The organism is Microbulbifer maximicatervae (SeqCode), assembly GCF_052468095.1.
On record NZ_CP174332.1, the window covers coordinates 2,317,372 to 2,341,581 of the forward strand.

19 protein-coding genes and 1 pseudogene are annotated in these 24,210 nt (G+C 44.3%); 12 read left to right on the plus strand and 8 right to left on the minus strand.

The features are described from left to right. Window positions 1-17: 17 nt before the first annotated feature. From sctD to ACJJIL_RS09905, 9 genes are all read left to right on the plus strand, one after another. A complete protein-coding gene (gene sctD / locus ACJJIL_RS09865; protein ID WP_444933238.1) occupies window positions 18-1,427 on the plus strand; it encodes a type III secretion system inner membrane ring subunit SctD in 1,410 nt (469 codons plus the stop codon). Window positions 1,428-1,710: 283 nt separating this feature from the next. Next, entirely contained in the window at window positions 1,711-1,959 is a 249-nt protein-coding gene (locus ACJJIL_RS09870; RefSeq protein ID WP_226648311.1) for an EscF/YscF/HrpA family type III secretion system needle major subunit, read from the plus strand. Next, the gene (locus tag ACJJIL_RS09875; RefSeq protein ID WP_445361835.1) at window positions 1,956-2,333 is read left to right on the plus strand and encodes a tetratricopeptide repeat protein; all 378 of its coding nucleotides are present in this window, start codon (window positions 1,956-1,958) and stop codon (window positions 2,331-2,333) included. Before ACJJIL_RS09870 ends, ACJJIL_RS09875 begins: the two co-directional genes overlap by 4 nt. Window positions 2,334-2,345: 12 nt before the next feature. Beyond that, the gene (gene sctI / locus ACJJIL_RS09880) at window positions 2,346-2,669 is read left to right on the plus strand and encodes a type III secretion system inner rod subunit SctI (protein WP_444933236.1); all 324 of its coding nucleotides are present in this window, start codon (window positions 2,346-2,348) and stop codon (window positions 2,667-2,669) included. After that, the gene (sctJ, locus tag ACJJIL_RS09885) at window positions 2,669-3,271 is read left to right on the plus strand and encodes a type III secretion system inner membrane ring lipoprotein SctJ (protein ID WP_444913821.1); all 603 of its coding nucleotides are present in this window, start codon (window positions 2,669-2,671) and stop codon (window positions 3,269-3,271) included. Before sctI ends, sctJ begins: the two co-directional genes overlap by 1 nt. 12 nt (window positions 3,272-3,283) lie before the next feature. Further along, a complete protein-coding gene (locus ACJJIL_RS09890) occupies window positions 3,284-4,015 on the plus strand; it encodes a SctK family type III secretion system sorting platform protein (protein ID WP_444913820.1) in 732 nt (243 codons plus the stop codon). Next, window positions 3,994-4,614, plus strand: a complete 621-nt coding sequence (sctL, locus tag ACJJIL_RS09895; protein ID WP_445361836.1) for a type III secretion system stator protein SctL — start codon at window positions 3,994-3,996, stop codon at window positions 4,612-4,614. Before ACJJIL_RS09890 ends, sctL begins: the two co-directional genes overlap by 22 nt. Before the next feature lie 271 nt (window positions 4,615-4,885). Next, entirely contained in the window at window positions 4,886-5,158 is a 273-nt protein-coding gene (locus ACJJIL_RS09900; RefSeq protein WP_445361837.1) for a CesT family type III secretion system chaperone, read from the plus strand. A gap of 224 nt (window positions 5,159-5,382) precedes the next feature. Then, the gene (locus ACJJIL_RS09905) at window positions 5,383-7,680 is read left to right on the plus strand and encodes a hypothetical protein (protein ID WP_445361838.1); all 2,298 of its coding nucleotides are present in this window, start codon (window positions 5,383-5,385) and stop codon (window positions 7,678-7,680) included. 200 nt (window positions 7,681-7,880) lie between these two features. Here the strand turns inward: ACJJIL_RS09905 and ACJJIL_RS09910 are convergent. The 5 genes and pseudogenes from ACJJIL_RS09910 to ACJJIL_RS09930 all read right to left on the minus strand — a co-directional run bounded on the left by ACJJIL_RS09910 (window position 7,881) and on the right by ACJJIL_RS09930 (window position 17,584). Continuing rightward, window positions 7,881-8,914 (minus strand): annotated as a pseudogene (locus ACJJIL_RS09910) (IS481 family transposase). Between the two features lie 124 nt (window positions 8,915-9,038). Continuing rightward, on the minus strand, window positions 9,039-10,292 hold the full coding sequence (locus ACJJIL_RS09915; protein ID WP_282932847.1) for a tyrosine-type recombinase/integrase: 1,254 nt from the start codon (window positions 10,290-10,292) through the stop codon (window positions 9,039-9,041). 108 nt (window positions 10,293-10,400) lie between these two features. Next, window positions 10,401-10,535 carry a hypothetical protein gene (locus tag ACJJIL_RS09920; RefSeq protein ID WP_445361839.1) on the minus strand — a complete coding sequence of 45 codons (135 nt, stop codon included), beginning with the start codon at window positions 10,533-10,535 and terminating at the stop codon, window positions 10,401-10,403. Window positions 10,536-10,716: 181 nt separating this feature from the next. Beyond that, entirely contained in the window at window positions 10,717-16,515 is a 5,799-nt protein-coding gene (gene proA / locus ACJJIL_RS09925; protein ID WP_445361840.1) for an anti-phage protein ProA, read from the minus strand. Window positions 16,516-17,155: 640 nt separating this feature from the next. Then, window positions 17,156-17,584, minus strand: coding sequence for a hypothetical protein (locus ACJJIL_RS09930; protein WP_444893924.1), 429 nt, complete (start codon window positions 17,582-17,584; stop codon window positions 17,156-17,158). A gap of 516 nt (window positions 17,585-18,100) precedes the next feature. Here ACJJIL_RS09930 and ACJJIL_RS09935 point away from each other — a divergent pair. Both ACJJIL_RS09935 and ACJJIL_RS09940 read left to right on the plus strand, forming a co-directional pair. Further along, complete coding sequence (locus ACJJIL_RS09935) at window positions 18,101-18,994, plus strand: enoyl-CoA hydratase/isomerase family protein (RefSeq protein WP_445361841.1); 894 nt, start codon at window positions 18,101-18,103, stop codon at window positions 18,992-18,994. 293 nt (window positions 18,995-19,287) lie between these two features. Continuing rightward, window positions 19,288-20,322 (plus strand): IS481 family transposase, encoded by a 1,035-nt coding sequence (locus ACJJIL_RS09940; protein WP_444905427.1) that lies wholly within the window; start codon window positions 19,288-19,290, stop codon window positions 20,320-20,322. Between the two features lie 120 nt (window positions 20,323-20,442). On the opposite strand, the gene ACJJIL_RS09945 is transcribed toward ACJJIL_RS09940, so the two are convergent. Further along, on the minus strand, window positions 20,443-21,009 hold the full coding sequence (locus ACJJIL_RS09945; protein ID WP_445361842.1) for a carboxymuconolactone decarboxylase family protein: 567 nt from the start codon (window positions 21,007-21,009) through the stop codon (window positions 20,443-20,445). Between the two features lie 108 nt (window positions 21,010-21,117). Then, window positions 21,118-21,780 carry a peroxiredoxin-like family protein gene (locus ACJJIL_RS09950; protein WP_445361843.1) on the minus strand — a complete coding sequence of 221 codons (663 nt, stop codon included), beginning with the start codon at window positions 21,778-21,780 and terminating at the stop codon, window positions 21,118-21,120. A 202-nt stretch (window positions 21,781-21,982) separates the two neighbouring features. Here ACJJIL_RS09950 and ACJJIL_RS09955 point away from each other — a divergent pair, with 202 nt between their 5' ends. Next, the gene (locus ACJJIL_RS09955) at window positions 21,983-22,876 is read left to right on the plus strand and encodes a LysR family transcriptional regulator (protein WP_444897357.1); all 894 of its coding nucleotides are present in this window, start codon (window positions 21,983-21,985) and stop codon (window positions 22,874-22,876) included. Between the two features lie 66 nt (window positions 22,877-22,942). On the opposite strand, the gene ACJJIL_RS09960 is transcribed toward ACJJIL_RS09955, so the two are convergent. Beyond that, window positions 22,943-23,977: an IS481 family transposase gene (locus ACJJIL_RS09960; protein WP_444905427.1), complete on the minus strand. Its 1,035-nt coding sequence runs from the start codon at window positions 23,975-23,977 to the stop codon at window positions 22,943-22,945. Between the last annotated feature and the right edge of the window lie 233 nt (window positions 23,978-24,210).

Below are 24,210 nucleotides of genomic sequence, written 5' to 3' on the forward strand. Positions count from 1 at the left end.
GAATATGGCGCAGTATAATGAATCGTTGGAAGCTAAGATTTTTAAATAGCGAGCATTATGGTGCTGAAGTACCGCTTCATGAAAATATGGTGGTGGGTAGTGATGAAGAACTCTCAGATTTGGTTGTTAAACCTAATCTGGCAACCGATCAGTTTGTTATCCTTAAGCCCGATGACACCGGTGTAAAATTAGAAGTTTGCGAAGCTACTATATCGGTTTTAATTGATGAAAATATATTTTCTCTCGATGATTATCTGCCAGAACAGAAGGTTATCTTTGCTGGTGATTTGTGCTTTGCCGTGAGAGCTGAGTCAGATGATTGGGAAGAAAAGATCTTAACGTTTAAAGTTGATGGTTCCGAAACTCTAAGCCCCACATCGGAGATTAAGAATTTAGCCAAAGAGGCATCTAAGATTTCTGGAAGGAAATTGTTGGCTCAAGTGGCTATCGGTGTAGGCCTAATATCCTTTGGGGCTTATTATTTTGTTGGCCAGAAAAGGGTCGACTCTAATGTGATGTCTGCAGATTTTTTCGTGGGACAAGCGGACGAAGGTAGAGACATAGCTGTGGCGAGTCCACACTTTGGACCTATATCTGAGGAAAGTAGGAAGTTATCTGAGCTCCTCTTACTAAGTGAGTACAAGGAACTTTCGATTAAAGGTAATATTAAATCTGGAAATTTATTGGTTTCGGGATATGTAAAAGATGATATCCTTTTAGCAAGGCTACATTCTCAGCTTGAGCAGATTTCTTCAGCAATATCCATGGATGTTTTTAGTATCGAAAAGATGCAACATTCAGCACGTTTGATACTTTCGAATTTGGGGCTGGCTGCAGAAGATATTAAACAAGGGAGTAAACCTGGACACTTGATAGCAATAACCGATGGAGATTTCGCAAAATCTTGGGAGCAAGCCGAGAAAGTACTGCTCTCAGATATCCCAGGATTGAAAAATTGGGAAGCTATTTCAATTCGGGAATCTCAGCCTCTCGAACGTATTAAGAAACTACTTTCAAGTTACCCGTTTTCTGCTTCATTAATTTATGAAGATAAAGGTGATGAGATAAAAATTGTTGGCAGGCTGAACTCAGAGGAAAGGCGACTGCTTGAAACTGTCATGTCTGACTTTCGCGCAAGAGTGGGTGAAAGTCCTAGGCTGGCATATGTTAGTCCTGGAACCCAGAAGCAATCAAGAACACTATCAGACTTTGGAATTTCTGCCGTTCGTTCGGGTTCCACACCTTATTTAGTGTATAAAAATGGTAAGCGGTATTTGGTAGGAGCCAGGCTACCTAATGGGGTTAACTTACAATCTTTTTCCGAAGGCCAGGTTACATTGATCCGCGGTCAAAGATCCTATACGTTAAGTTATGAAGATTATATGACAAAAAGTCCAAGTGCTGAATATAGCTTTTTAACAAATTGATCTGGTTTTAATGATGATAGATTCAGATATATATAGACACAGATATGCAAATGCACCCAGTAGCTGTATTTTGGATTATTTAAATGATCAGCATTGTTATTGGGAGAACCAATTAAGATTACCCCAAGCACCAGCTGATTTTCAATCTGTACGAAGTCGACTAACTGCAATAGAAAGTGCCCAGATTATTGTGAAAAGGCTGGGTATCGAGTATTTGGCGCAGTAGAAAATTAATAGTAACGCTATAATTTATAGTAAATCGTAATTAAATGAGGAAGTTATAATGGCTTATACACCAATCGATACCAGTTTCTCTATCGAATCTGCTTCAGCTGTGTTGTCTCCAGCCGCCAGTCAGGTAAGCACAGAAATGAATACGCAATCGGCAACTTTAGCCGCAAATCCCGATGATCCGGCAGCATTGGCGAATTTCAATGCATCTGTGGCAAAGTGGTCAGTCGTTATGAACGTTGTGTCCACTATCAATAAAGTCGTCAAAGATGCATCTATGTCGATAGTTCAAAAAATGTGAAAAAAGAAATGGAACTGAATAAAGCGCTGGCTGAGATCGCAATTAGTGGTCTCTTGGAAGGCATGATTGACGAAGCTGAAAGCATTATTAACATGTTGGAGGCGGAGTCCGTCAGTGATATTTCCAAGCTGAGCTTGCGTTCATTATTGTTTATTTACAGTGATAATATTAAGTCAGCGATAGATCTACTTGAGCCTTGGTGTGAAGAGCATAGCGATCAGTTAGATACACCCCATAGTTATCTTGCTCTAGCTTTGTGGCGATCCGGCAGGGTTGAGGAGGCTGAAAAGCTTTGTCGTCGATTGATAGAATCCTCTGCTGATTGCGCAAGCAAAAAATTAGCAAGAGAAATTTGTACACAGATAGGAGAATAATAAGGTATTAATATGGATGCAATTTCTGGTGTTCAGCCCGTCGTATTTGACTCGCCCCTTTCAGATCCGGGTGGGTTTTCTCAAAATCATGATGACGTTTTGACCTCTGAGGCCACCCTTGGCGATAAGTTTTTTCAGATCATTTCAGATACTAAGCAGGAAATTGGAGCTAAGACGAATGAAATTGAGTCTGCTCTAAGAGTTGATGAAATCAAGCCTGTCGATTTACTTAGGTTACAGTTTGAGATTGCAGAAATTACTATCCAGCAAGAGCTAATTAGTAAAGGTATCTCAAAAAGCACGCAAAATGTCGATACCTTGCTCAAGGCACAATAATGTTTAATCTGCGAATTTTATTGATTGTTGTATGCGTCTTAGTCTCTGCATGTAAAGTAGACTTATATACCGGCCTGGAAGAGCAAGAGGGTAATGAAATGCTTGCTTTGTTATTGTCTGAGGGAGTGTCAGCCAGTAAGGCCGCGGGCAAGGGGGGGAGCATCACTTTACTAGTTGAGGAGTCTCAGCTTACTCGAGCAGTAGAGTTGTTGTCCAGGCACTCATACCCTCGAAAGAAGTACGCAACAATTAATGAAGTTTTTCCTCAGGGGGGGTTGATACAGTCGCCAATGGCGGATAGTGCTCGTTATACATTTGCCATGTCCCAGGATATTGCTTCGACTTTATCGAATATTGACGGTGTCCTTACTGCCAAGGTTCATTTGGTGCTTCCAACTGAGGAAGGGAATAAAAACTCAAAAGCTAGCAATAAAAACACTCTGGTTAAAGCTTCTGTATTCATCAAATATGATAGTAGAGTAGCAATGAAATCTTACATTCCACAGATAAAGGCAATGGTTGCAAATTCTGTAGATCAGCTTGATTATGAAAATGTAGCAGTTGTTATATTTCCTGGTATTTCCAACTATTCCGACATTTAATATTGATATTTGATGGAAACTATAAGTAAGAAAGAATACAAGAAGGAACTACAAGATCCAATATTTTTGATGTGGCTCAGAATGACTTATTGCCCAGTCAAGTGGGTGCATGCGAGTCGCTTGGAAAGCTTGTTTAAAGAAACTCCTGCTGAGCTTCTAAATAGACCATGCGCGCAGATACTGATTAGGCGTCATTTAGGTATAAGTAACCTTGATTGGTCATTTTTTGATGTCCCACTAACAAAGCTTTTGTTTGCTTCGCCAGAGGCTCTGAAGCGCATCATGATGATGATGGGTTATTTGTGTCTTGATATGAAGTTGGATCATATTATTGATCGGGCAACAAGGCATGACTTATTCGCCCGATTATCTCAAAATACTTTACGGAATCTAGAAGATTTATCACCTTTTCTCTTGCGCAGTCGTCCATCGGTTTTTGATCAAATCAAATCAAAAGTTGACATGCCCAGTATTTCCAGATCGAAATCTGAAATTTGTATTGAGGTGGGTGAAGTAATTTTTTTCAATACCTTGCTATACATGATATCTCACTTTTATAGACTGCCGGATACCAATTTTTTGGAAAAATGGAAGACTCTTTATAGATTGAGATTTCCAGAACAAGAATCACACGAATTAGTGGATGAGTGTCAGTTGAATCCGTTAATCGATAGTCAAACATGTCTTTTAACAAGCAAGTTAGTGAGACATTTGGAGCCTGAATGCACAGCTTTGTTAAAATAATCCCCGGTTCTATCTGTATTCAAGCGGATCATAGGATTATCAAAAAAGAGGATTATGCGGTATATCAAAAGTCTCAGGATATTCTTGCCCATGCTGAAGCATCTGCTTCTGAGATAATCGCCAATTCAGAGGCGTCAATAAAAGCGGGGTATGATCAAGGTTATAGAGATGGATTTGAGGCGGCGCTTTCTGAGCAAAGCGAAGCAATGTTATTAACGCTTCAGCTTTGTAGGAAGTTTTTGGATTCTCAACAAGATGAGATACTGCAGCTTGTTAAACTTGTACTTCAGAAAGTTCTTGGAGATCTGGATAATGATACGCAGCTAATTAAGCTTATCGAAAGCTCTGTAGCAGTTTATTATAATGTTGATAGCGCTAAGTTGCTTGTTGCACCTGCCCAGTTTGAGCAAGCAAACCGGAAAATTATTGAACTTTTAAAAGATTATCCAACCCTGACTAACTTCGAAGTAGTTTCAGATGAAAAAATTGCTCTCGGTAGTTGTATCCTTGAAACGCCAATAGGAATACTTAACTTGTCATTGGAATCTCAGCTATCTGTAATTCAGCGCTCACTTGGAGGGCATGTAGCCTTTATGTAGGCTGTATTCGTAGATTCTTTTTTTAATGTCTGTTTGCAATGCCGGTTTGATGAGTTGGTGTCAATTTTCTGATGCCACTACTATCTTAAGTTGTAGTTCATTAGTTTAAAGTTGAGAGTTAATACTCCGTTTTCGGCCCAAATTAAGGAAAAATTCTATTTCCTCTTGGGCAGAAATATTATGTTCACATAAGTATTAGATACTATATTTAGTGTCGAGATTTCTCTCTATTGAGCGGAGTCGATGTTAATTTTTGTATCTTAAGAGTGGCATGATGCATAGTAATTTCGTTGATTATATATCTGAGCTGGGACGTAGGATAGGTATTAACGATCTTGTGTTAGATGAGAACTTGCAGTGTGGACTTGCTACACCTCACGGCATGCTTATCACCGTTACAGTTGATCAAGATAGTGATATCGTTATTTTTGAAGTCGATATTATGAATTTGGATTCCCCTGGAACAGCACGTGAAAATCATTTGCTTAAAATATGTATGTGGAACTATCTAAACTTTTCCCGGGTCATCCGGTTCTACTGGTGAATGGAATTACCGAGATTGTAAATTTAGTGGGAATGTTTGATTTTTCTAGGGCAGATTACAATAACTTTGAGGCTGAGTTAAGTCGATATATTGACCTTGCAGAAAATTGTCGTAGTGAACTCTTATTGACTGATTCGATGTGTAATTCATCTTTGCAGCAAGATGACTATGCCTTAATCGATAGTGGACTTTTGCTAAAGGCTTAAAAATTAAGGTGTCATTTTATGTGCGGTCCCGGGTCTGTATCCAATAAAAATACCAATGAGAGTTCTCGACCTAATAAGGTGTCAGAAAAGCCTGTTCCGGCTAATTTAAGAAACCTAGGCAACAATACAAGTAAAACAAAGTCGACTTTATATCGATCTGAAAAAGTGGTCAAGACTCTGAAAGAGCACCATGGATCACTGGTTAGACAGCTTAGGCCTGTTGATACTAACGGTTCTTTTTGGGCTGAGCGCGGCAGAGTTAATTCCAAGAGATTGGCGGAAATATTACCGCTATTACCTGGGCGTGGTATTGATTTAAGGGATTATACAATTAGTAGTATAGCTAACGATGGAAAAATAAACTCTCAAGAGGTTCGGGCAAATACCCCGCGCCGCACTAAGCTTTCGAAGCTTCGCAATCGTGTTTTAAAATGCTTTACTGTATTTAAGCCAGATACTGTAAAGAACGCTGCTAAAACTGGTCAGAATATGATGCGCGCGAGTAAAGTTTCAGGGTCAAAGAATGAGGTTGAAGGTAAAGTTGAAGATCAGATTGATACTACTCTTAATGAAAAGGTAGTGCCCTCAGGCTTTGATAGCGCGACTACAAGTGTGGGGGTTGTTGAATATCTTGCCGGCATAGGAAGTTGTATTAAACTGCTAATGAATAATGCCTCTGAGAAGGAAAGAAAGTCCAAATCAGTTCTGGTTCTTGATAGATCGGTTAAGCGAGCAAATGCCTTATTAAATCGAAAGCTGGAATTGCTTAAAGAGCTGGATGCGTATGAGCAGGTGCCCCAGCAATATCAGTTAATTAAAAAACAATTGCACGGCTTGGATGAAAAGATAAAGGATATTTCTCTAAGGATAATATCACTTAAAAATAGTATCGATAACTCCGATGTGGAACTTGGAGGAAGTACAGAAGAGACTATTGCTCGGGTAAAAATATTTAGGTATTGCTGCAGTATTATCGGCGCCGCCCTATCTGTTGCTGCAAAACTCACGCCTGAGGGTAGTGCTGTTATGGTTGCTGCTTCTGCGTTTGGGGTATCCGGAGGGGCACAGACACTAGCGGGTGTTCTAGATGCAATTTCTTTGAAATCTGCTTTTAAATCTTCCATGCGTTCTGAGCGTCTGAATTCAAGTTTAACCAGTAAGATACGTAACCTTAATAATGGATTGAAGGAAGAACGCCAAGCTATTTCTGTTAAAAAGAAGGCACTGGAGGCTGCTGTGAAGCGGCTTTCGAAGGATGACTCGAGTACTGAAAAGGCCATTTATCAGCTATTGAGTGGCCGTATTGTTACAGAATCCTCTAGTCAGGTGATTGATAATTTATTAAGTGACCCGGATTTCGATACCGTGAAAAATCTATTTAATGATTTGATGTGTTTTTTCACAGCAATGGGGCGCAAGCAGGAACAGATTGAACTGCTGCAGGCAATTCTTAGAAAACAGCCTGGTTTTACCAGTAATCTTTTAAAGCCCTATTCGAAAGTAATGACTACTGCTGGATATATGTCAGGTGCGGTTGCAGGCTCTGCCTCTCTCGCAATGGTTTTAGGGGCCGGTGGAGCCGTTGGTGTTGTAGCCGTTGCTTCACCTGTTGGTCTTGTGTTTGCGGCAACTGGCGCAGCGGCTGCTTTGGGTATAACAGGATTAAATTCTTCCATTCAATTTGTGGACAATAGAAGAGTGTCCGCTGTTATCAATAATTTTGTGGGTAAAGGCAGAAAGATCAAGCAGAAGTTAAAAGCAAGGGTGCCAGAGAAGTCACAGACTCAAAATTTTGTACGGGGCTCGCAGAGTACTTCTAATTCGGGAGAGGTATCTCGTTCTTCGAAAGGTGAGGTTCTGGAAAACGCTGCTGAAGAAGTAGTCGCAGATAAAGAGGCAAGACTTATTCAGAGTGACTATGGTTTGGCCCATCAGGACTTATTTAGCTCGATAACTGAGTCAAACATGTTACCAAAGGTAATATCGGCTTCACCTAGGGGTGTTTTAGATAGAGTTTTTGATCAGCTATGCTTAGAGTTTAGTGATATTCTCGATGACGATAAATATCTACCGGATATCGGTATTCCAAATAATCGATTGGCAGCTATTAGGATTAACAATCCAATTAAACAGCATGAAGACTATGAGGAAATTTGGCAAAAATCTTTGACGGTAAAACTCTTGAAAGAGGTATTGAGCCCCATAATGAAAAATGACACCTTCGAGCAGGCGATTGAAGGTGTTCTAGAGGCAGCTCGAGTGTGCCAGGTCGATGTGGCAAAGGGTATTTTGGCGAAGCTTATCAATGTCAAATGATTTTGAATAGTTTATGTAAAACCTGAAATATTCTCTTGAATATCGGACCAATAAAACCGTACAGGTAAAAAATACCGATTAACCCCGAAGCGGTCAAGCACCTTATAAAGTGCTTTTCGCTGCTAAATAAATAAGGTGTAGTAGTTCAGACTTGATCTGACAGTTACCGGTTTCTCAGGAGATGCTCTGTCAGGTCAAATTCAGTTTACGAGCTTTTCCTTCCAGATGCTTTTTCCATCTTCAAGAGTTGCTAACGGTGTTCGACCGCAACACTTCTTACCCTGATGAGTTCTCTCATTATTGTAATATGTGAGCCACTCGTCCAGATCCGTTTGTAACTCTTCTATTGATCCATAGATCTTGCGGCGTAATGAGGGTTGGTAGAACTCTTGTAAAATGGTCTTATGGAAGCGCTCACAGATTCCATTAGTTTGTGGATGTCTGGCTTTTGTCTTAGTGTGTTCTATTTCGTTCACACTTAGATATAACTGGTAGTCGTGCTGTTCCAATTTGCCACAATACTCCGTACCGCGATCAGTTAGGATACGCAGCACTGGTAGATCATGTAAGGCATAAAACGGTAGCACACGGTCATTCAGGAGGTCCGCCGCAGTGATTGGCGTTTTGGTGGTGTACAGCTTGCAATGAGCCACCTTTGCATAGGTATCGACATAGGTTGTTGGTAAACACGTCCGACGCCCTTAAAGGTTCCTACATAGAAGGTATCCTGCGAGCCCAGATAACCTGGGTGTTGAGTATCAATTTCACCGCAGGCTTCATCATCATGCCGTTTTCTCTCCAAAGCCTGAACCTGTGACTCTGTGAGGATCAGTCCCTCCTCAGCGACCTTGGCCTCAAGTGCCTTTAATCGCAATTTGAAGTTAGCCAGGTCATGCCGTAACCAGATACTCCGAACGCCACTAGGGGACACAAATACACCGCGTTTACGCAGTTCATTGGAAACTCGAACCTGCCCATGGGCAGGCTCTTGGAGGGCATAAGTTAACACTGCCTCTTCAATGACTGTGTCAACACGGTTCTTGTGGTTGGGCACACGCCGGTTCTTCTCAAGAAGGGCGTCCACACCGCCACTTGAAACGGCTTCCTTATAGCGATAGAAAGTGTCTCTCGACACACCCAGCATCTTGCAAGCTTTGGAGATATTGCCGAGTTCTTCTGCCAGATTTAGCAATCCGGTCTTGTGTTTGATGATGCGATCATTAGTATGGATCATGGGGTTTATCCTTGGTTTTGCTTTTAGGTTTAGGCACCTTCATCAAAACCGGTAAACCCCTCTTTTTCAAGAGGATGTGTCAGATTTGGTCTGAACTAATACAAATAAGGGTAGGGCGGCAGTATTACCGCTCTTCCTTTACCCGCTTACTCCGCCCGCTCTCATGTCGCTCTCGCATATCGGAATCAATGTAGCGATCGGTCGTAGCCATACTTGCATGGCCCGCATCATCACGGACATGCTCGCGGGGGCGGTACTTCACATCTTCAGAAATACCCGTATGGCGGAGCCAGTGCACAGTGGCAGCCTTAAGATCTTCAGCATCTTCCCCTAAGCCTTCTTCAACCATCCGTTGGTGGGCAGCATCAAAGCAGTTTTGAACAATCAGGCGAACCTGTCGGGTACTGGTAACCGGTCCCTTGCCACGGGACTTGTGCACCAGAGGTGTCTGCTCATTAATGCTGGGCAGAGCAGGGAGCTGCAAATAATTTCTGTAGCGCTTCAAGGCCTTCAACATTTGGTCGCAAACAGTGATCGCCCGGCCTTTGTTACCTTTACCCGTAACGTGAAACCACCAGTTTCCGTCGCGATCTTTCTTGAAATCACCCATAACTGGTGCCGATCTTTCATCCGCAACCAATTCAGAGATTCGCAAATACATAGCGAATAGGGCGTTCATAATGAATAAAGTTCGCTCGTGATCTGTTGGTGATGTCTCGGCCATGATCTCAGCAGTCTCCAGGACATAGTCCCACTGCAAGTTGCTGATTCGGCGCACAACCTGGCTTTGTTGCTCACGTCGAACAAACTTACTTTTCTGGCGAATCAGTGCCACAGGATTGGCTGGTACCAAGCCTTCTTGATAGAGAAAATCGAAGAAGGATGACAATGCAGTAAAGATGCATTTGATCGCTGCCTGGGATGGCCGAAACTCCTTGGGGGAAGCCGTCTTGCCAGCACGAAACTCAACTTTGGACACACTGACTACGAATGGCCGCCAATCGGCATTCACAACGCGCTCGCCATTTTGTGTTTTGAATCTGGCAACATTCTTAGTTCCAATCCAGGCAATTGGCGGCTCAATGCAAAACTGCACAAACTCCTCAATGTGTTCGCGCTTCAGAGTCATTATTGAAACTTCTTCAATGCGCCACGCCCATTGCAGCAACCGCTCAAGTTCACGGCGGTAGCTGTTGAACGTTGCCTGGCTACCGTTGTAGCTATAAAGAAACTTAAGCGTGAACTCCAGATCGGTATCAGCACCAGGAATCTGCTTGCTGAGATAACGGCTAGCTGAAAAGCTGGTACAGCGGAATGGATTCTCAAGATTGCTCAGGTTGTCGATGATTGGTGCTGGTGGCCGGTTGGAAGCAGACATAGAAATATGGAGTTGTTGTTGGAATGCGGCAAATTATACGGAAAATCGGGCATTTATAAAATATCCGATATTCACAAATATCGGAAATAATGGGAGCCCTGGTGGGGCCTAGGTTTGAACTTTTTTCTTGGCACTCTTTTCCGATATCCACGTATCCCCTTGCTGTGGGAATGCCTGGTTGCGGTGCTCAGGTCGAACCTGGATGCAATCCAGCTCCCCGATGATTTCCTGTAGTGCTCCCATGACGCTCTCCGTTTGTTTTGGGTTCTGGACAACAAGGTTAACCAGGTCGGTGTTTATGCTCGCGAGAAGCTGCCGGAGCGGCTGAATTTCGTTAGCGATGCACGTCAAACGGAGCCGGGTTATCTAGCAAGATTCCAGCTCCATTGCCTGAGTCATAAGAAAGCCTTATGAACGCGTTCAGCTAGTTCACAGTTAACTCTTCAGTAACCTCGTCAACCCATGCCTGAAACTGCTGTAGCGTCTTAGAGTGTCGGCGTTTCAATCGGAATTCATTGCATATGTATTCGACAGGATTCTCGGGCGATTTTTCAATGGCCAATCGAGCAAGTCCCAAGGCTTCAGGATGAGGTATTTCTGCCCAGTCCCTCTCCTCTTCCCAAGGTGCGAGCCCTCGCCATGGGATTTCATCGACGATGTCATTCGGGGATAGCCAAACTACAGGCTTATGAATGTTATCTCTTTTAATTCCTGCCCAGGGGGTGAGCAATTCAAATATGTGCTTGAGCTGTTTTTTACTTGTCCTTGATAGGCCATGCAGGTTGGCAATATCAAGTGCCAATTCATGAAGTGTAATACCATTTTTCTGGGATAGAATTGATTTTGCTATACCCACAAGTGTTTCCTTGTGGTCATCGTCGAAGTAGCGCAAATGGCTATATTCGTCGGATGATATCGTCTCTTCTACACGCTCAGCCTCTTCTGTCAAAATATCATCCACAGGTTCATTGTTAGCTGGGCTAATCTGCTCGTCGCCTGGGGCTGACCTTCTGTCCTCTTCTAGTATTTCATTTAACCTGCGATCAATTTTATCGATCGCCTCTTCTGGATCTTGAAAATAGTCTGTAGACCACAGTCTTACTAATCGCCACCCAAGGTTTTCGAGAATAGCGTGACGCACTCGATCACGATCTCTTGCTGAAGGAGATCCGTGATACGTTGCTCCATCACACTCAACGCCTGCCAAATAAACACCTGGATGGTCTGGATGTATTATTCCTAAATCAATTCTGAACTTACTAACTCCAATCTGAGTTTGAACCCTCCACCCCTTATCTCGTAGTGCCCAGGCTACAGATTGCTCAAAATCGCTATCGAATTGGTCTACCCCATAATCTGCGGTCGCTTGCTCTGCTAGAGCAATAGGCCCCTTCTCAGCAAATTCTAAATAGTGTTTTAGATGTTCAACTGCCAATGCCGACGTACGGCTAAGATCAATCATTGAAGAGTCAAAACTCGAGAATATCAGTACTTCACTGGTAGCCCTTGTGATCGCTACATTTAAACGGCGTTCGCCACCGGACTTATTCAATGGCCCAAAGTTCATACTCATCGTTCGGCCATGTGCTTCGGTCGGTCCGTAGCCCAGACTGAGGATAATAATGTCACGTTCATCCCCCTGCACGGACTCCAGATTCTTAACAAAAACTCCATCATAAGTATCAGTCGACTGAAAATATGGTTCTATGTGGGGATGTTTTCGACGGGCATCATCCAGTAAATCTTCTACTGTTCGCTGTTGCTCGGTATTCAGAGTTACAACGCCGATAGTCTGGGAGGTGTTTGCAGGATTGGTCAAACGTCGAACGATTTCATCAACGACTGCTGCCGCTTCAATAGGATTGTTCCTTCCTTTACCTTTTGAATAAACGCCATTTACACGATGTAGTGTAACTGCAGACTGCTTGGTGTCGGACGATGGATATGTAACGAGAGAGTTCTCGTAATACTTACTGTTGGAGAAGGCAATAAGTGTTTCGTGCCGGCTTCTATAGTGTCCCTTCAGTCTCAAATGAGGCAGTCGTGCGGCTAGAGCCTGATCCAGAATAGATTCAAGGTCTTCTTCATCTGGATCATCTACATTCACTGCCCCACTAAAGAAGCTGGTCGGCGGCATCTGTTTAGGGTCACCGACCACAATCACATTTTTCCCTCGGGCAATTGCCCCTACTGAATCCCACGTGGTCATCTGAGATGCTTCATCAAAAACGACCAAATCAAAACCGTTAAAATCTGAGGGTAAAAATTGGGCGACTGACAATGGTGACATCATCATACAGGGGCATAGGTCCAGTAATCGCCCGCCCATTTCATTGAATAATGAGCGTACTGGCTTATGGCGTGTTTTTTTCTGCAGCTCCCTAGCCAATAGCCCAAATTCTTTAGGGCTACTTTTGGCGAATGGATCTGGAACCGCCTTTGCTGCGATCGCTGCCACATAGTCACTGGTTGTTATGGAAACTTCTTCGTCGAGCTTTCGGAATTCATCAATCAATTGCTCATGTGTAGAGGCCTTAAACTGCCGCAACTCTTCACTCTGATCGATCAGCTGTGGCGCCAACCAGCGACAGAATGCCGTGAGAGCTTGATCTTCAGCATCGTCCGACAGAATAGTTCTGGCTTCTAGATCTTTGGTGAGATTATCGAGCTTGTAACGTGACAGTTCTTCTTTCGCTGAAAGCCATTCACTCCACGCCTTGAATTTGACTGCTCCAGTGAGCAGCTGCTCAATAGCTGGTGTTACCTCTTCTAACGTGGCGTTTTCATCAAACGAAAGCTCTAGTTTTTCAGCTTCTTCAGCTATTGCCTTGTAGGTTGACCAGTACTGTTTAAACTCATGTTTCTGTTTTGAAATTTTAGAGCTTTCGAGAAAATCACGTCCATCAACTAGCCTTGACTTAATCGCAGTAAGCAAGACGGCAGGATCGTCGGTTAGCGCTACTGCGTCGACCAGAGCGTGATACGCTGATTTTCCTATTGATGCTGACTGTTGAAGGCTTTCAGAGCTGGTCTCCCAGCCATGCCAGATGTTGTCAGATTCGAACTGGCCTTTTAGGGAGTTTATGTCCTCCTGAAGTGCAGCAGCTTTTCCCAGATCAGGAAGGACGTCAAGGTCGCTGAATTTAGAGTATCCGAGCTTTTTCACTGCCCCGTTTATCTTGAATTTGACCAAGACCCGCTTAAACCAACTCTCTTTGGCTTCCTCGTACATTTCCACCCATTCGGATACAGGGCTTTTAGCTAGCATTTCTGCTGTAACCTTATACTCTATAGTATCGAGGGCTTTATCAAATGAGGCTTTAGCTCTGCTTAATTCTTCTAGATCGTCTAACGATTCTTTCACGCCTCGTTTAACGATATAGCCGAGGGAGTTTGATTCGGCTAGCTCAACGAGGTTTGCTAGCTGATTGGCACGAACAAGATTGTGCGGTGTGTTTTCCGGCAGTTTAAGGTTGAAGCTGGATACAAGAGTCGCTGCAGAACGGTAGACTTCGTTGAGCGACGTTTGATATCGGTTTAAACAGTCCAAAACCTGGTTTTGCCACGCGTTAGACCAGCTTTTTGCACGGATTATACGAAACGGTGTAGGATCCAAGCGGGATATATCGTTATACGCCAATGCAGACTCTTTAACTGCAGCCAGCATATCATCTAGCTTTTCTTGGCTGTAAACTGGCGCACTGTCGAATCCAAGGGGCCAATTAATGCTTAGTGAATGCTTGTCTTTGTAACGCACATCTCTAGCAATCGCATCACGAGCGGAGATGCCATATATCGATTTTTTGTGAAGTACCTTTACAAAACCATTGAGTTTATCTCGTTTCTCTTTGAGTGCTCGAACGGAATCAATCCATCCGGCGCTTTGCGACTCGTCGCGTTTATCGGTAGCCATCCTTAGCTGTTCTAAAACGGCTTTTTTGTTGGCTTTATTACTGTGTAGCTCGAGGCATAAATGGTCGAGTCCAACCTTTTCCATGCGCCGATAAACAACGTTTAGGGCCGCCATTTTCTCGGCGACAAATAGTACCTTTCTACCGAGTGCAAGATTGTGGCAAATGATATTTGCAATGGTTTCCGATTTACCTGTGCCAGGAGGGCCTTCAAGCACGAAATCTTGGGGTCTACCAGAGGCCTCTACCGCAACTAATTGGGAGCTGTCGCAGTTGAGGGGTGTGAATACCTTTTCGGGATCGACCTTCTCATCAACTTCATCCCTTAGAACGAAGCTAGCGTCCTGAACATAGGCATCCTGGGGATGGTCAACGAGGTGTTTAACAAAAGGGTTATCTTTCAAGTCGTCGAGGCGATCTTTCAGATCCATCCACATGAGATATTTCGCAAAGGAAAACGACGCAAGCACCAGCTCTTCGACAACTTCAAACCCAGGTTGTTCAGCAATCGCTGCACGTACTGTGTTCCAGACAAGAGCCACATCTACACCGGACTCATCTTCAGGCATAGATTCTCTGAACTGATTCAGGTCTATATTGTGCTCAGTGTTCAGAAACTCAATAAGCGTCATATTAAAGATCGGGCTTTCATCAGGTAACTGACGAACTTTGACGGGTGCTCTCGCACTGCTACGTGTAAGTTCTGCCGGGATCAGGATTAAGGGGGCTCGGTATGAACGATCATCCTCCGGATTCTCCTTCCAGCGCAGCATGCCCAAAGCCAGATATAGCGTGTTAGACCCGCCCTCCTCTAAATCATTCTTAGCCTTCCGAAGAAGATTGACTGCATTTTGCTCGAGTTTCTTCCTGGACATGTTGGCAAGGAGAACATGCTTGTTGAGCTGCTCTAAAGCGTATTCCCGATGAATATCGGACCCAGCCTGTAGACGAAAGGTCTCTTCACTGCGCTCCCTGTCATTGAGAGGACTTTCTTCTGAAGATAGGAATTTGAACGACGCGCCGTCAGCGAGACTATCCTCCATTGCACCGATATCAGGACAGTAGAGCTTTATTGCCACAGCGCGGTCTTTTAATGACAACAATGAATTGCGTTTTGTTAGATCAAGCAGCTTCCTTTGCCAAGTATCAATACGTGTATCTGGTGTTTCATCGATAACTTGTTCATCCGCTCTGACCGGAGGAAGCGGCGGAATAATCGGTAAGCTTAGCGCTGTATCTGAGTCGGAAGGCTTTTCCTCCGGCTGTTCTTCAATGGTGGAAATTGGCTTAATCTTTCTCGCACGGGCCTGTTTAATATCAATCAAATAGACGAAGTCGACCTCTTTGTCCTCGCTGACTAGGTTCCGTGCGTGTTCCTTAGACTGCTCAAAGGTCACAGGCGAATCATTAGTGACAAGCGTGCTTTCAAAAAGTACTAGATCGCGTGCATCAATACGTTTACGTAGATCCATGGGATCATCATTGGTTAAAACAGGAAAATGCTCATCGATCAGCCAGACACCAACGAATGCGTGATTTTTCGTTATCGCTACTACCGGATTTAGGCCCATCGCTTCTAGGCAGCTGGCAAAAAGCAGCGATGTGTCAAGGCAGGCCGCAATTTTAGAGGCGCTGATGTCAGCGGCTAGCCGTATACGTTGTCCGTGCCTGGCAAAACCCTGCGGTGGTGTAACGTAGGCAATTCGTTGAGCGAATATAACGTTCCACAATGCGGCGGCCATCATGTAGGGCTTTTCACGAGTATTAGATTGGTAGCCATCGATGCTTCTTCCGTGGCCACCGTTTTCCAGCATTTCCGCGACTTGCCGTAATAAAGATTCAACATACAGCCCGTTGGGTTTCACGAAGGCAGCCAACAGGTCTGGCTGTCTACTCTCCCCGCCCCAAAAGTTAGCCGGAAGGACCTCAATGGTAAATCTAGAAGTCGTTAAGGCCTCATCAGTGTTGTCTCGTAAATTGACTGAAAGTGAAACGGAAACCTTCATTTCTTCTGTTAAATTAAACAACAAGTCATGCGGCACGTTGAGCGGGCGTTTTTGAAGCGAGATCGCTTGTCCTGGACGAATTTCATCGATAGACCATTCTTCTGGAGCGAAGATTTCGGGATCCGAACGTAGCGTGACAACCAAGTTCTTTAATAGTGCGACTGGTGCATTTTCCACTGGCTCTTCGGGCGCGGTTGGCGCGTACAAGCTAATTGACCTGAATATTGGATACGCATTTTGTTGTGCGGCCAATGAGAAGGTGGATAAGTGATCTATCTTTAACTGAACGGCGGGCTCAGATGCCATTGGTTCATCCGTATTCGTAGAATTCATGTCAGAACTTTTCTTTCAGAATATTTTGCTAAAAACTTATTGTTATACCGCAACCGCGGTTCGATCAAATACTGCCGCAGTGGCAGTTCATTTAATGAGCCATATCAATGCAAGCCGCATGGAGGTCGCTACTACCAGGGCTTTTCGGTCCTACTACCTGATTGACCGCTGTGTAATCCCATTCAATGAGTACGGACTGAATCGGAAAGGCTACCACTGACGCTTCCGCGGGGTGAAAGAGTTGGTTGGATTGAGGGGTTGAAAAACCGCTGTTGCTGTGCCGTTTGTGTATCATTTCGCCTTGGTCCGTGGTGGAGTCCAAGCGCCATTATGCGCCTCTATTTTGCCTGACACAATTGATGGAGATCAGAAAATAGCCGTTAAAAACCGGTTAGTAACTGGTGCATCTCCAAGTTGTTAGAGGTGATTAGCCTCTATATTTAATCGTATTTAGGAGTCAACAAAAAAATTTTTTAAATGTTTCCACTATACATATTTAGTCTTGATTTGAATCATTTCGATATTGCTAACTTTAGAGGGAACTTCATTGGAGAGGGTCAAAATATATTAATAGAGTATATTTGGCGTGTGAGGCTCACAAGGAAATATCAAACTAAAGGGGCCATTCTTTCAGTATATCACTAGTAATATACTGGTCAGACTCATACTTACTTAGAAATCTTTTGAAATCCATCCCAAGCTTTCCCGGCGAGGATTTGGACATCGAATCTAAGTCTTTCAGTACAAAGCCTACCTTCACAGCCCCCTCGATATTAGCTTGGTACTTAGTCAACACTGCATTCCAGAGGAAGGAAATAGGACGAGCCCATTCTCGCAAATTGCCGCTATGAGATAAAGGTACAAACTTCCCGCTAGAGTCAAGTATCCAACCATCTTTTGCTTTTGATCGCCGATTCTCCAGAGTGACAAATGTCTGCTCGTCCAAAAAACGAGCCCCTAATGCTTTGAAGCTACTCTTTGTGTGCACTGTAATTTTTCCATTTAAAAAGCACACCACAGGAAATCTAATAACAGGACCCATTTATTATCCTCAATTAATTGCCCTTTCCAATGCACGCTTAAATTCGAATGAGCCACTTTGCCGTTGAGTCTCATGCGTTTGGGTGGGTCGTGCCATCCCTATTTCGTTATGAGCTATTTGACACTGCGTCACAGTCGATTGTCCTCTAGGTACTTTAGCGCAACACTTAATGCTTCATCAGGCTTTGTATTGATATCTGACTGGATTTTATATACTAGCTCGTCACGTATCTAGGTTGACAACCCTATTGGCGGCGCAATAATTCCCATTCCTCAGAAATTTGTAAGGTTTCCAAGTTTGATACAGGTGCTGAATCTAATCATTGCAGGAGGAAAAGCTCAGGATTTCATTGCATTAGCAAATAAAGTTTTATTAACTGTAAAGGGTTCATTTGTACTAATTTATTGCGGTATATGTTGATAAAATATTAATCGGCACCGGGATTAAATTCTCATTTGATGTATCAGGGTGGATTTTAAATATTACTTCAACGCCACATGATAAAGGTCTTATGATATGGAATATCATCATATTAAATACGAGCAAAATGGCCCTGTAGCCATCGTTACTTTTAACCGTCCAGAGGTTAAGAACTGTATTGGTACTCGCGCTCACCGCGAGCTGGTGGATGCATTCGATCGCTTTCGTACCGATGACGGAGCTAAAGTTGCGGTAATCACCGGCGCTGGCGATTCTGCATTTTGTGCAGGGGGTGATTTGAAAAGCAATCTTGCTGCAACCGAACCCACTAATCACCCCGATCCTGACGTGGCTGTTTTATGTCCTGTAGAGCCCGCTGATATTGCCCGGCATAACCGAGGAGAAGCTCCAGGGATTATAGGTCCATCCCGCTGGACCGATATTTATAAGCCTATCATTGCGGCTGTGAACGGAATTGCTTATGCGGGTGGCTTTGAGTGGGCATGTTTTGCAGATATGCGGATTGTAGAAGAACACGCATCCTTTGGAATGACTTGTCGTCGTTGGAATATCGGCTTAGCCGATGGTGGTACTCAGCGTTTGCCGCGTATTGTTGGTATGGGGCGAGCGCTGGAGTTAATCATCACGGGAAAAGTTATTAATGCTGAAGAAGCTTATCGCATTGGATTGGCCAACGAAGTGGTGCCAAAGGGAGCCGCATTAGGTCGTGCCGTTGAGTTAGCACAGTATATCTCCACCCTTCCCCAGCCAGCGATTCACTCTGATAAAGAAGCCGCCATTCGTGGTTATGGAAAGGATCTTGATGAAGGTCTACGAATTGAGGCTGAGTGCTTTAACCGATTATTCAGCGACTCTGAATCCAAAGAAGAGCTGTCTGAAGGCTTGAGACGCTTTAACGAGCGCGATCATCCTGACCGAGTGCGAGGACAAGCCAAAACGCCCGGCATTATTCGTAGCGAAATGGAGTAATTGCGACAAGCCAAAAGAAGGCTGTCTTCAAGAGGATATATTGTTTAGGGGCTTAGATACCACGAGTATATCTCGGACAATGTAGTAGAGGCCCATAGTGGCTATATGGGCCTCATTACTTTGGTGAATCAGTGGGGTTCTTATCGTCACTTTTATGATCTGGACAGGCGCCCTCTTCCCAAGGCTCAGTTGTATTAGTTCAGACCAAATCTGACACATCCTCTTGAAAAAGAGGGGTTTACCGGTTTTGATGAAGGTGCCTAAACCTAAAAGCAAAACCAAGGATAAACCCCATGATCCATACTAATGATCGCATCATCAAACACAAGACCGGATTGCTAAATCTGGCAGAAGAACTCGGCAATATCTCCAAAGCTTGCAAGATGCTGGGTGTGTCGAGAGACACTTTCTATCGCTATAAGGAAGCCGTTTCAAGTGGCGGTGTGGACGCCCTTCTTGAGAAGAACCGGCGTGTGCCCAACCACAAGAACCGTGTTGACACAGTCATTGAAGAGGCAGTGTTAACTTATGCCCTCCAAGAGCCTGCCCATGGGCAGGTTCGAGTTTCCAATGAACTGCGTAAACGCGGTGTATTTGTGTCCCCTAGTGGCGTTCGGAGTATCTGGTTACGGCATGACCTGGCTAACTTCAAATTGCGATTAAAGGCACTTGAGGCCAAGGTCGCTGAGGAGGGACTGATCCTCACAGAGTCACAGGTTCAGGCTTTGGAGAGAAAACGGCATGATGATGAAGCCTGCGGTGAAATTGATACTCAACACCCAGGTTATCTGGGCTCGCAGGATACCTTCTATGTAGGAACCTTTAAGGGCGTCGGACGTGTTTACCAACAAACCTATGTCGATACCTATGCAAAGGTGGCTCATTGCAAGCTGTACACCACCAAAACGCCAATCACTGCGGCGGACCTCCTGAATGACCGTGTGCTACCGTTTTATGCCTTACATGATCTACCAGTGCTGCGTATCCTAACTGATCGCGGTACGGAGTATTGTGGCAAATTGGAACAGCACGACTACCAGTTATATCTAAGTGTGAACGAAATAGAACACACTAAGACAAAAGCCAGACATCCACAAACTAATGGAATCTGTGAGCGCTTCCATAAGACCATTTTACAAGAGTTCTACCAACCCTCATTACGCCGCAAGATCTATGGATCAATAGAAGAGTTACAAACGGATCTGGACGAGTGGCTCACATATTACAATAATGAGAGAACTCATCAGGGTAAGAAGTGTTGCGGTCGAACACCGTTAGCAACTCTTGAAGATGGAAAAAGCATCTGGAAGGAAAAGCTCGTAAACTGAATTTGACCTGACAGAGCATCTCCTGAGAAACCGGTAACTGTCAGATCAAGTCTGAACTACTACAGCTCAGTCTTGATTAGTCGCTTGAATCGGATACATGTTTTTTATTTGCCTTTACGCTCAATCATTCGAATCCATATCCTTACTCCAAGCCATTGGCAAAAACGCATCATCGAGACTGACATTCAGGTTGTGGGTAGAGTAATTCGAGAGTACTTTTAGACTAGTTCCAACTATCACCTCTAGAACCGTCTCTTTCGTATAACCTGCTGCAAGAAACGCCTCAACCTCCTCTTCTGTGGCCCATCCACGTTTCTCATTGATAATGACACTGAATGCTCGGAGCGCTTCGAGTTTAGGATCATCGAGTGTTTTGCCGCTACGCAGCGCCTTGATTACATTTTCATCTACACCGGCCATTTTGCAAACGGCGGTATGCGCAGCCATGCAGTAGGTGCAACCGTTTAGGCGGCTGTTTGTCATCAGGATTATCTCTCGCTCCGTTTCGCTCAAGCGAGATTTATCAAATAATCCCATAAGTGTTAGGTAGCTCTCTACCATTACAGGTGATTCGGCCATGGTTGCCATTAGATTGGGTACAAATCCCATTTTCTTTTTAGCGGCTTCTAGAGTTTGCTTAGAGGCTTCTGGTGCTGTTTCAATTGTGTAACGTGTAAAATTGACCATGAGTCTTACCATATAAGTTGGGTTTTACGGTGCTCGATATCGATTTACATTGAGTGCTTGCACCTCTTTGGCGCTAGTCAGCGCAAAAGAGGTGGAGGTGTTTACATACTATGCAGTTGTAGCCTGACTCAGCTTTTCAAGTACGGGAAATAAGTCACTGGGTTCGGGGCGGCGCGTGTAGTCAGGATTCACCTCCGCATATGCGATTGTTCCATCGGTATCTATGACATATCTTGCAGGCATAGGTAAGTTCCACGCGCCGTCACGATGGATGGTCGGGAGTTCGACTTTGAACACCTTGTGGAACTCAATTACATAAGGTTGTAATGTCCAGCGGATACCAAATTTTTCAGCAAGCTTTCCGCTTTGGTCAGTCAGAATTGGGAAGCTTAGCTTGTTATCTCTCTGAGATTTACGGCTTTCAGCGGGCCCTTGCATGGAAATAGCAACCAGGGTTGCGCCACGCGCTTTGATCTCTGCAGCAACTTCTTCTAACGCTTGCAGCTCAATATTGCAGTACGGGCACCACACGCCTCGATAGAACGTTAGAATAACGGGCCCTTTGGCAAGGAGTTCTTCCAGGGCAACGTCGTTACCGTCTGAATCTGGCAATGTAAAGTATGGGACTTTCTCCCCTACTTTAATCGAACGTTCAACTTGGCCACTAGCAGCCAATTCCTTGGATGATCTAGCAAAGGCTTCAAATGCTCCTTCCGGGGCCTGTTGCTTAAATACTTCTTTGAAAGCATCTAGTTTGTCTTGAAGAGACATAACCTATTCCTCTAATGGTTTAAAGTTTGGAAGCGCGAGCTTTGGGTAAGCCTTCGATGGACCAAGAGGCGATGTACTTAACTCTCCAATTGGCCTCTATGCAGGTACTTACGCCAAACCACTATTGGGAAGGTTAGTTACTTTGATTTGTGCTATAAACATGCTATTTTGAAACTCATTGTATCCATTAGGGACGCAATCTGTGTTTCAACAAGCCCATTTGAACGAAATAGTCGTATTTATTGCCGTAGCCGAACACGGAAGCTTTACAAAGGCGGCGGCATCATTGAACTCAACCAAATCAGGCGCTGGTAAGGCAGTTAAGAAGCTTGAGGAGGAATTGGGTCTTAAGCTATTCAACAGAACCACACGAAGTATCAGGCTGACAGAAGAAGGCAAAATATTTCTAGATGCCGCAAAACATGCGTTAGAAACAATCAATGAGGCCAGGCTTTTGCTGCATGCCAGAAAGGATGAGCCTGCCGGACGATTGCGTATCAATTTGCCAATAGGCATAGGCCGAAATATTGTCAGTGCTTTAAAGGGGTTCACGCAGTTGCATCCCAAGGTTACGGTCGAGGTCTCTCTTTCAGATAGCCTGGAGGACGCTATTAGAGGTGAATGGGATGTCGTCGTGAGGATTGGTGAACTGGAAGATAGTTCTTTTATCGCAAAAAAAATATGTGAAACCAGACGTATCCTGTGCGCTTCACCTGAATATCTTTCACAAAAGGGTATGCCAAAGACTTTGGAAGATTTAAAGGAGCATGATTCTCTTGTTTTCCGTGCACCTACAGGAAAATTGAGAGGCTGGTTGTTCCAAGAAGATGGAGGCCCAATTACTGAATTTTCCCCCTCACCGCTAGCAATATTCAGAGATGGACGAACTCTGATTGACGCAGTGGTAGCCGGTATGGGAATAGCTCAGGTATATGATAAAGCGCTTGGCTTTTCTGTTCAAAATAGTGAAGTTGTTGAGTTATTCCCAGAGAAAGCAGTTCCAGGACCGCCTGTTAGCGCACTGATTCCCAGTGGCCGAGCGATGCCGGCAAAGACCAGAGTCTTTATCGAGTTTCTAAAAAAGGAACTGAGTTAAGCTGTAGTAGTTCAGACTTGATCTGACAGTTACCGGTTTCTCAGGAGATGCTCTGTCAGGTCAAATTCAGTTTACGAGCTTTTCCTTCCAGATGCTTTTTCCATCTTCAAGAGTTGCTAACGGTGTTCGACCGCAACACTTCTTACCCTGATGAGTTCTCTCATTATTGTAATATGTGAGCCACTCGTCCAGATCCGTTTGTAACTCTTCTATTGATCCATAGATCTTGCGGCGTAATGAGGGTTGGTAGAACTCTTGTAAAATGGTCTTATGGAAGCGCTCACAGATTCCATTAGTTTGTGGATGTCTGGCTTTTGTCTTAGTGTGTTCTATTTCGTTCACACTTAGATATAACTGGTAGTCGTGCTGTTCCAATTTGCCACAATACTCCGTACCGCGATCAGTTAGGATACGCAGCACTGGTAGATCATGTAAGGCATAAAACGGTAGCACACGGTCATTCAGGAGGTCCGCCGCAGTGATTGGCGTTTTGGTGGTGTACAGCTTGCAATGAGCCACCTTTGCATAGGTATCGACATAGGTTTGTTGGTAAACACGTCCGACGCCCTTAAAGGTTCCTACATAGAAGGTATCCTGCGAGCCCAGATAACCTGGGTGTTGAGTATCAATTTCACCGCAGGCTTCATCATCATGCCGTTTTCTCTCCAAAGCCTGAACCTGTGACTCTGTGAGGATCAGTCCCTCCTCAGCGACCTTGGCCTCAAGTGCCTTTAATCGCAATTTGAAGTTAGCCAGGTCATGCCGTAACCAGATACTCCGAACGCCACTAGGGGACACAAATACACCGCGTTTACGCAGTTCATTGGAAACTCGAACCTGCCCATGGGCAGGCTCTTGGAGGGCATAAGTTAACACTGCCTCTTCAATGACTGTGTCAACACGGTTCTTGTGGTTGGGCACACGCCGGTTCTTCTCAAGAAGGGCGTCCACACCGCCACTTGAAACGGCTTCCTTATAGCGATAGAAAGTGTCTCTCGACACACCCAGCATCTTGCAAGCTTTGGAGATATTGCCGAGTTCTTCTGCCAGATTTAGCAATCCGGTCTTGTGTTTGATGATGCGATCATTAGTATGGATCATGGGGTTTATCCTTGGTTTTGCTTTTAGGTTTAGGCACCTTCATCAAAACCGGTAAACCCCTCTTTTTCAAGAGGATGTGTCAGATTTGGTCTGAACTAATACAGTTAAGCCCCGGATTACTAGGTGGACTAGGAGCAACCTAAATTCCATCTAGTGCTGTTTCTATTGTTCTTTACAGCCCAGCTCTCGATAGTTGACGGTTCTTTACTGTTGTAAGACTTTAAAGTTCGATA

What these genes read in the sequence shown, in the direction of transcription:
- sctD (WP_444933238.1), top strand. Translation starts at nt 18, where the DNA reads ATGAATCGTTGGAAGCTAAGATTTTTAAATAGCGAGCATTATGGTGCT.
- ACJJIL_RS09870 (WP_226648311.1), top strand. Translation starts at nt 1,711, where the DNA reads ATGGCTTATACACCAATCGATACCAGTTTCTCTATCGAATCTGCTTCA.
- sctI (WP_444933236.1), top strand. Translation starts at nt 2,346, where the DNA reads ATGGATGCAATTTCTGGTGTTCAGCCCGTCGTATTTGACTCGCCCCTT.
- sctJ (WP_444913821.1), top strand. Translation starts at nt 2,669, where the DNA reads ATGTTTAATCTGCGAATTTTATTGATTGTTGTATGCGTCTTAGTCTCT.
- ACJJIL_RS09890 (WP_444913820.1), top strand. Translation starts at nt 3,284, where the DNA reads ATGGAAACTATAAGTAAGAAAGAATACAAGAAGGAACTACAAGATCCA.
- sctL (WP_445361836.1), top strand. Translation starts at nt 3,994, where the DNA reads ATGCACAGCTTTGTTAAAATAATCCCCGGTTCTATCTGTATTCAAGCG.
- ACJJIL_RS09900 (WP_445361837.1), top strand. Translation starts at nt 4,886, where the DNA reads ATGATGCATAGTAATTTCGTTGATTATATATCTGAGCTGGGACGTAGG.
- ACJJIL_RS09905 (WP_445361838.1), top strand. Translation starts at nt 5,383, where the DNA reads ATGTGCGGTCCCGGGTCTGTATCCAATAAAAATACCAATGAGAGTTCT.
- ACJJIL_RS09915 (WP_282932847.1), bottom strand. Translation starts at nt 10,292, where the DNA reads ATGTCTGCTTCCAACCGGCCACCAGCACCAATCATCGACAACCTGAGC.
- ACJJIL_RS09920 (WP_445361839.1), bottom strand. Translation starts at nt 10,535, where the DNA reads ATGGGAGCACTACAGGAAATCATCGGGGAGCTGGATTGCATCCAGGTT.
- proA (WP_445361840.1), bottom strand. Translation starts at nt 16,515, where the DNA reads ATGGCATCTGAGCCCGCCGTTCAGTTAAAGATAGATCACTTATCCACC.
- ACJJIL_RS09930 (WP_444893924.1), bottom strand. Translation starts at nt 17,584, where the DNA reads ATGGGTCCTGTTATTAGATTTCCTGTGGTGTGCTTTTTAAATGGAAAA.
- ACJJIL_RS09935 (WP_445361841.1), top strand. Translation starts at nt 18,101, where the DNA reads ATGGAATATCATCATATTAAATACGAGCAAAATGGCCCTGTAGCCATC.
- ACJJIL_RS09940 (WP_444905427.1), top strand. Translation starts at nt 19,288, where the DNA reads ATGATCCATACTAATGATCGCATCATCAAACACAAGACCGGATTGCTA.
- ACJJIL_RS09945 (WP_445361842.1), bottom strand. Translation starts at nt 21,009, where the DNA reads ATGGTCAATTTTACACGTTACACAATTGAAACAGCACCAGAAGCCTCT.
- ACJJIL_RS09950 (WP_445361843.1), bottom strand. Translation starts at nt 21,780, where the DNA reads ATGTCTCTTCAAGACAAACTAGATGCTTTCAAAGAAGTATTTAAGCAA.
- ACJJIL_RS09960 (WP_444905427.1), bottom strand. Translation starts at nt 23,977, where the DNA reads ATGATCCATACTAATGATCGCATCATCAAACACAAGACCGGATTGCTA.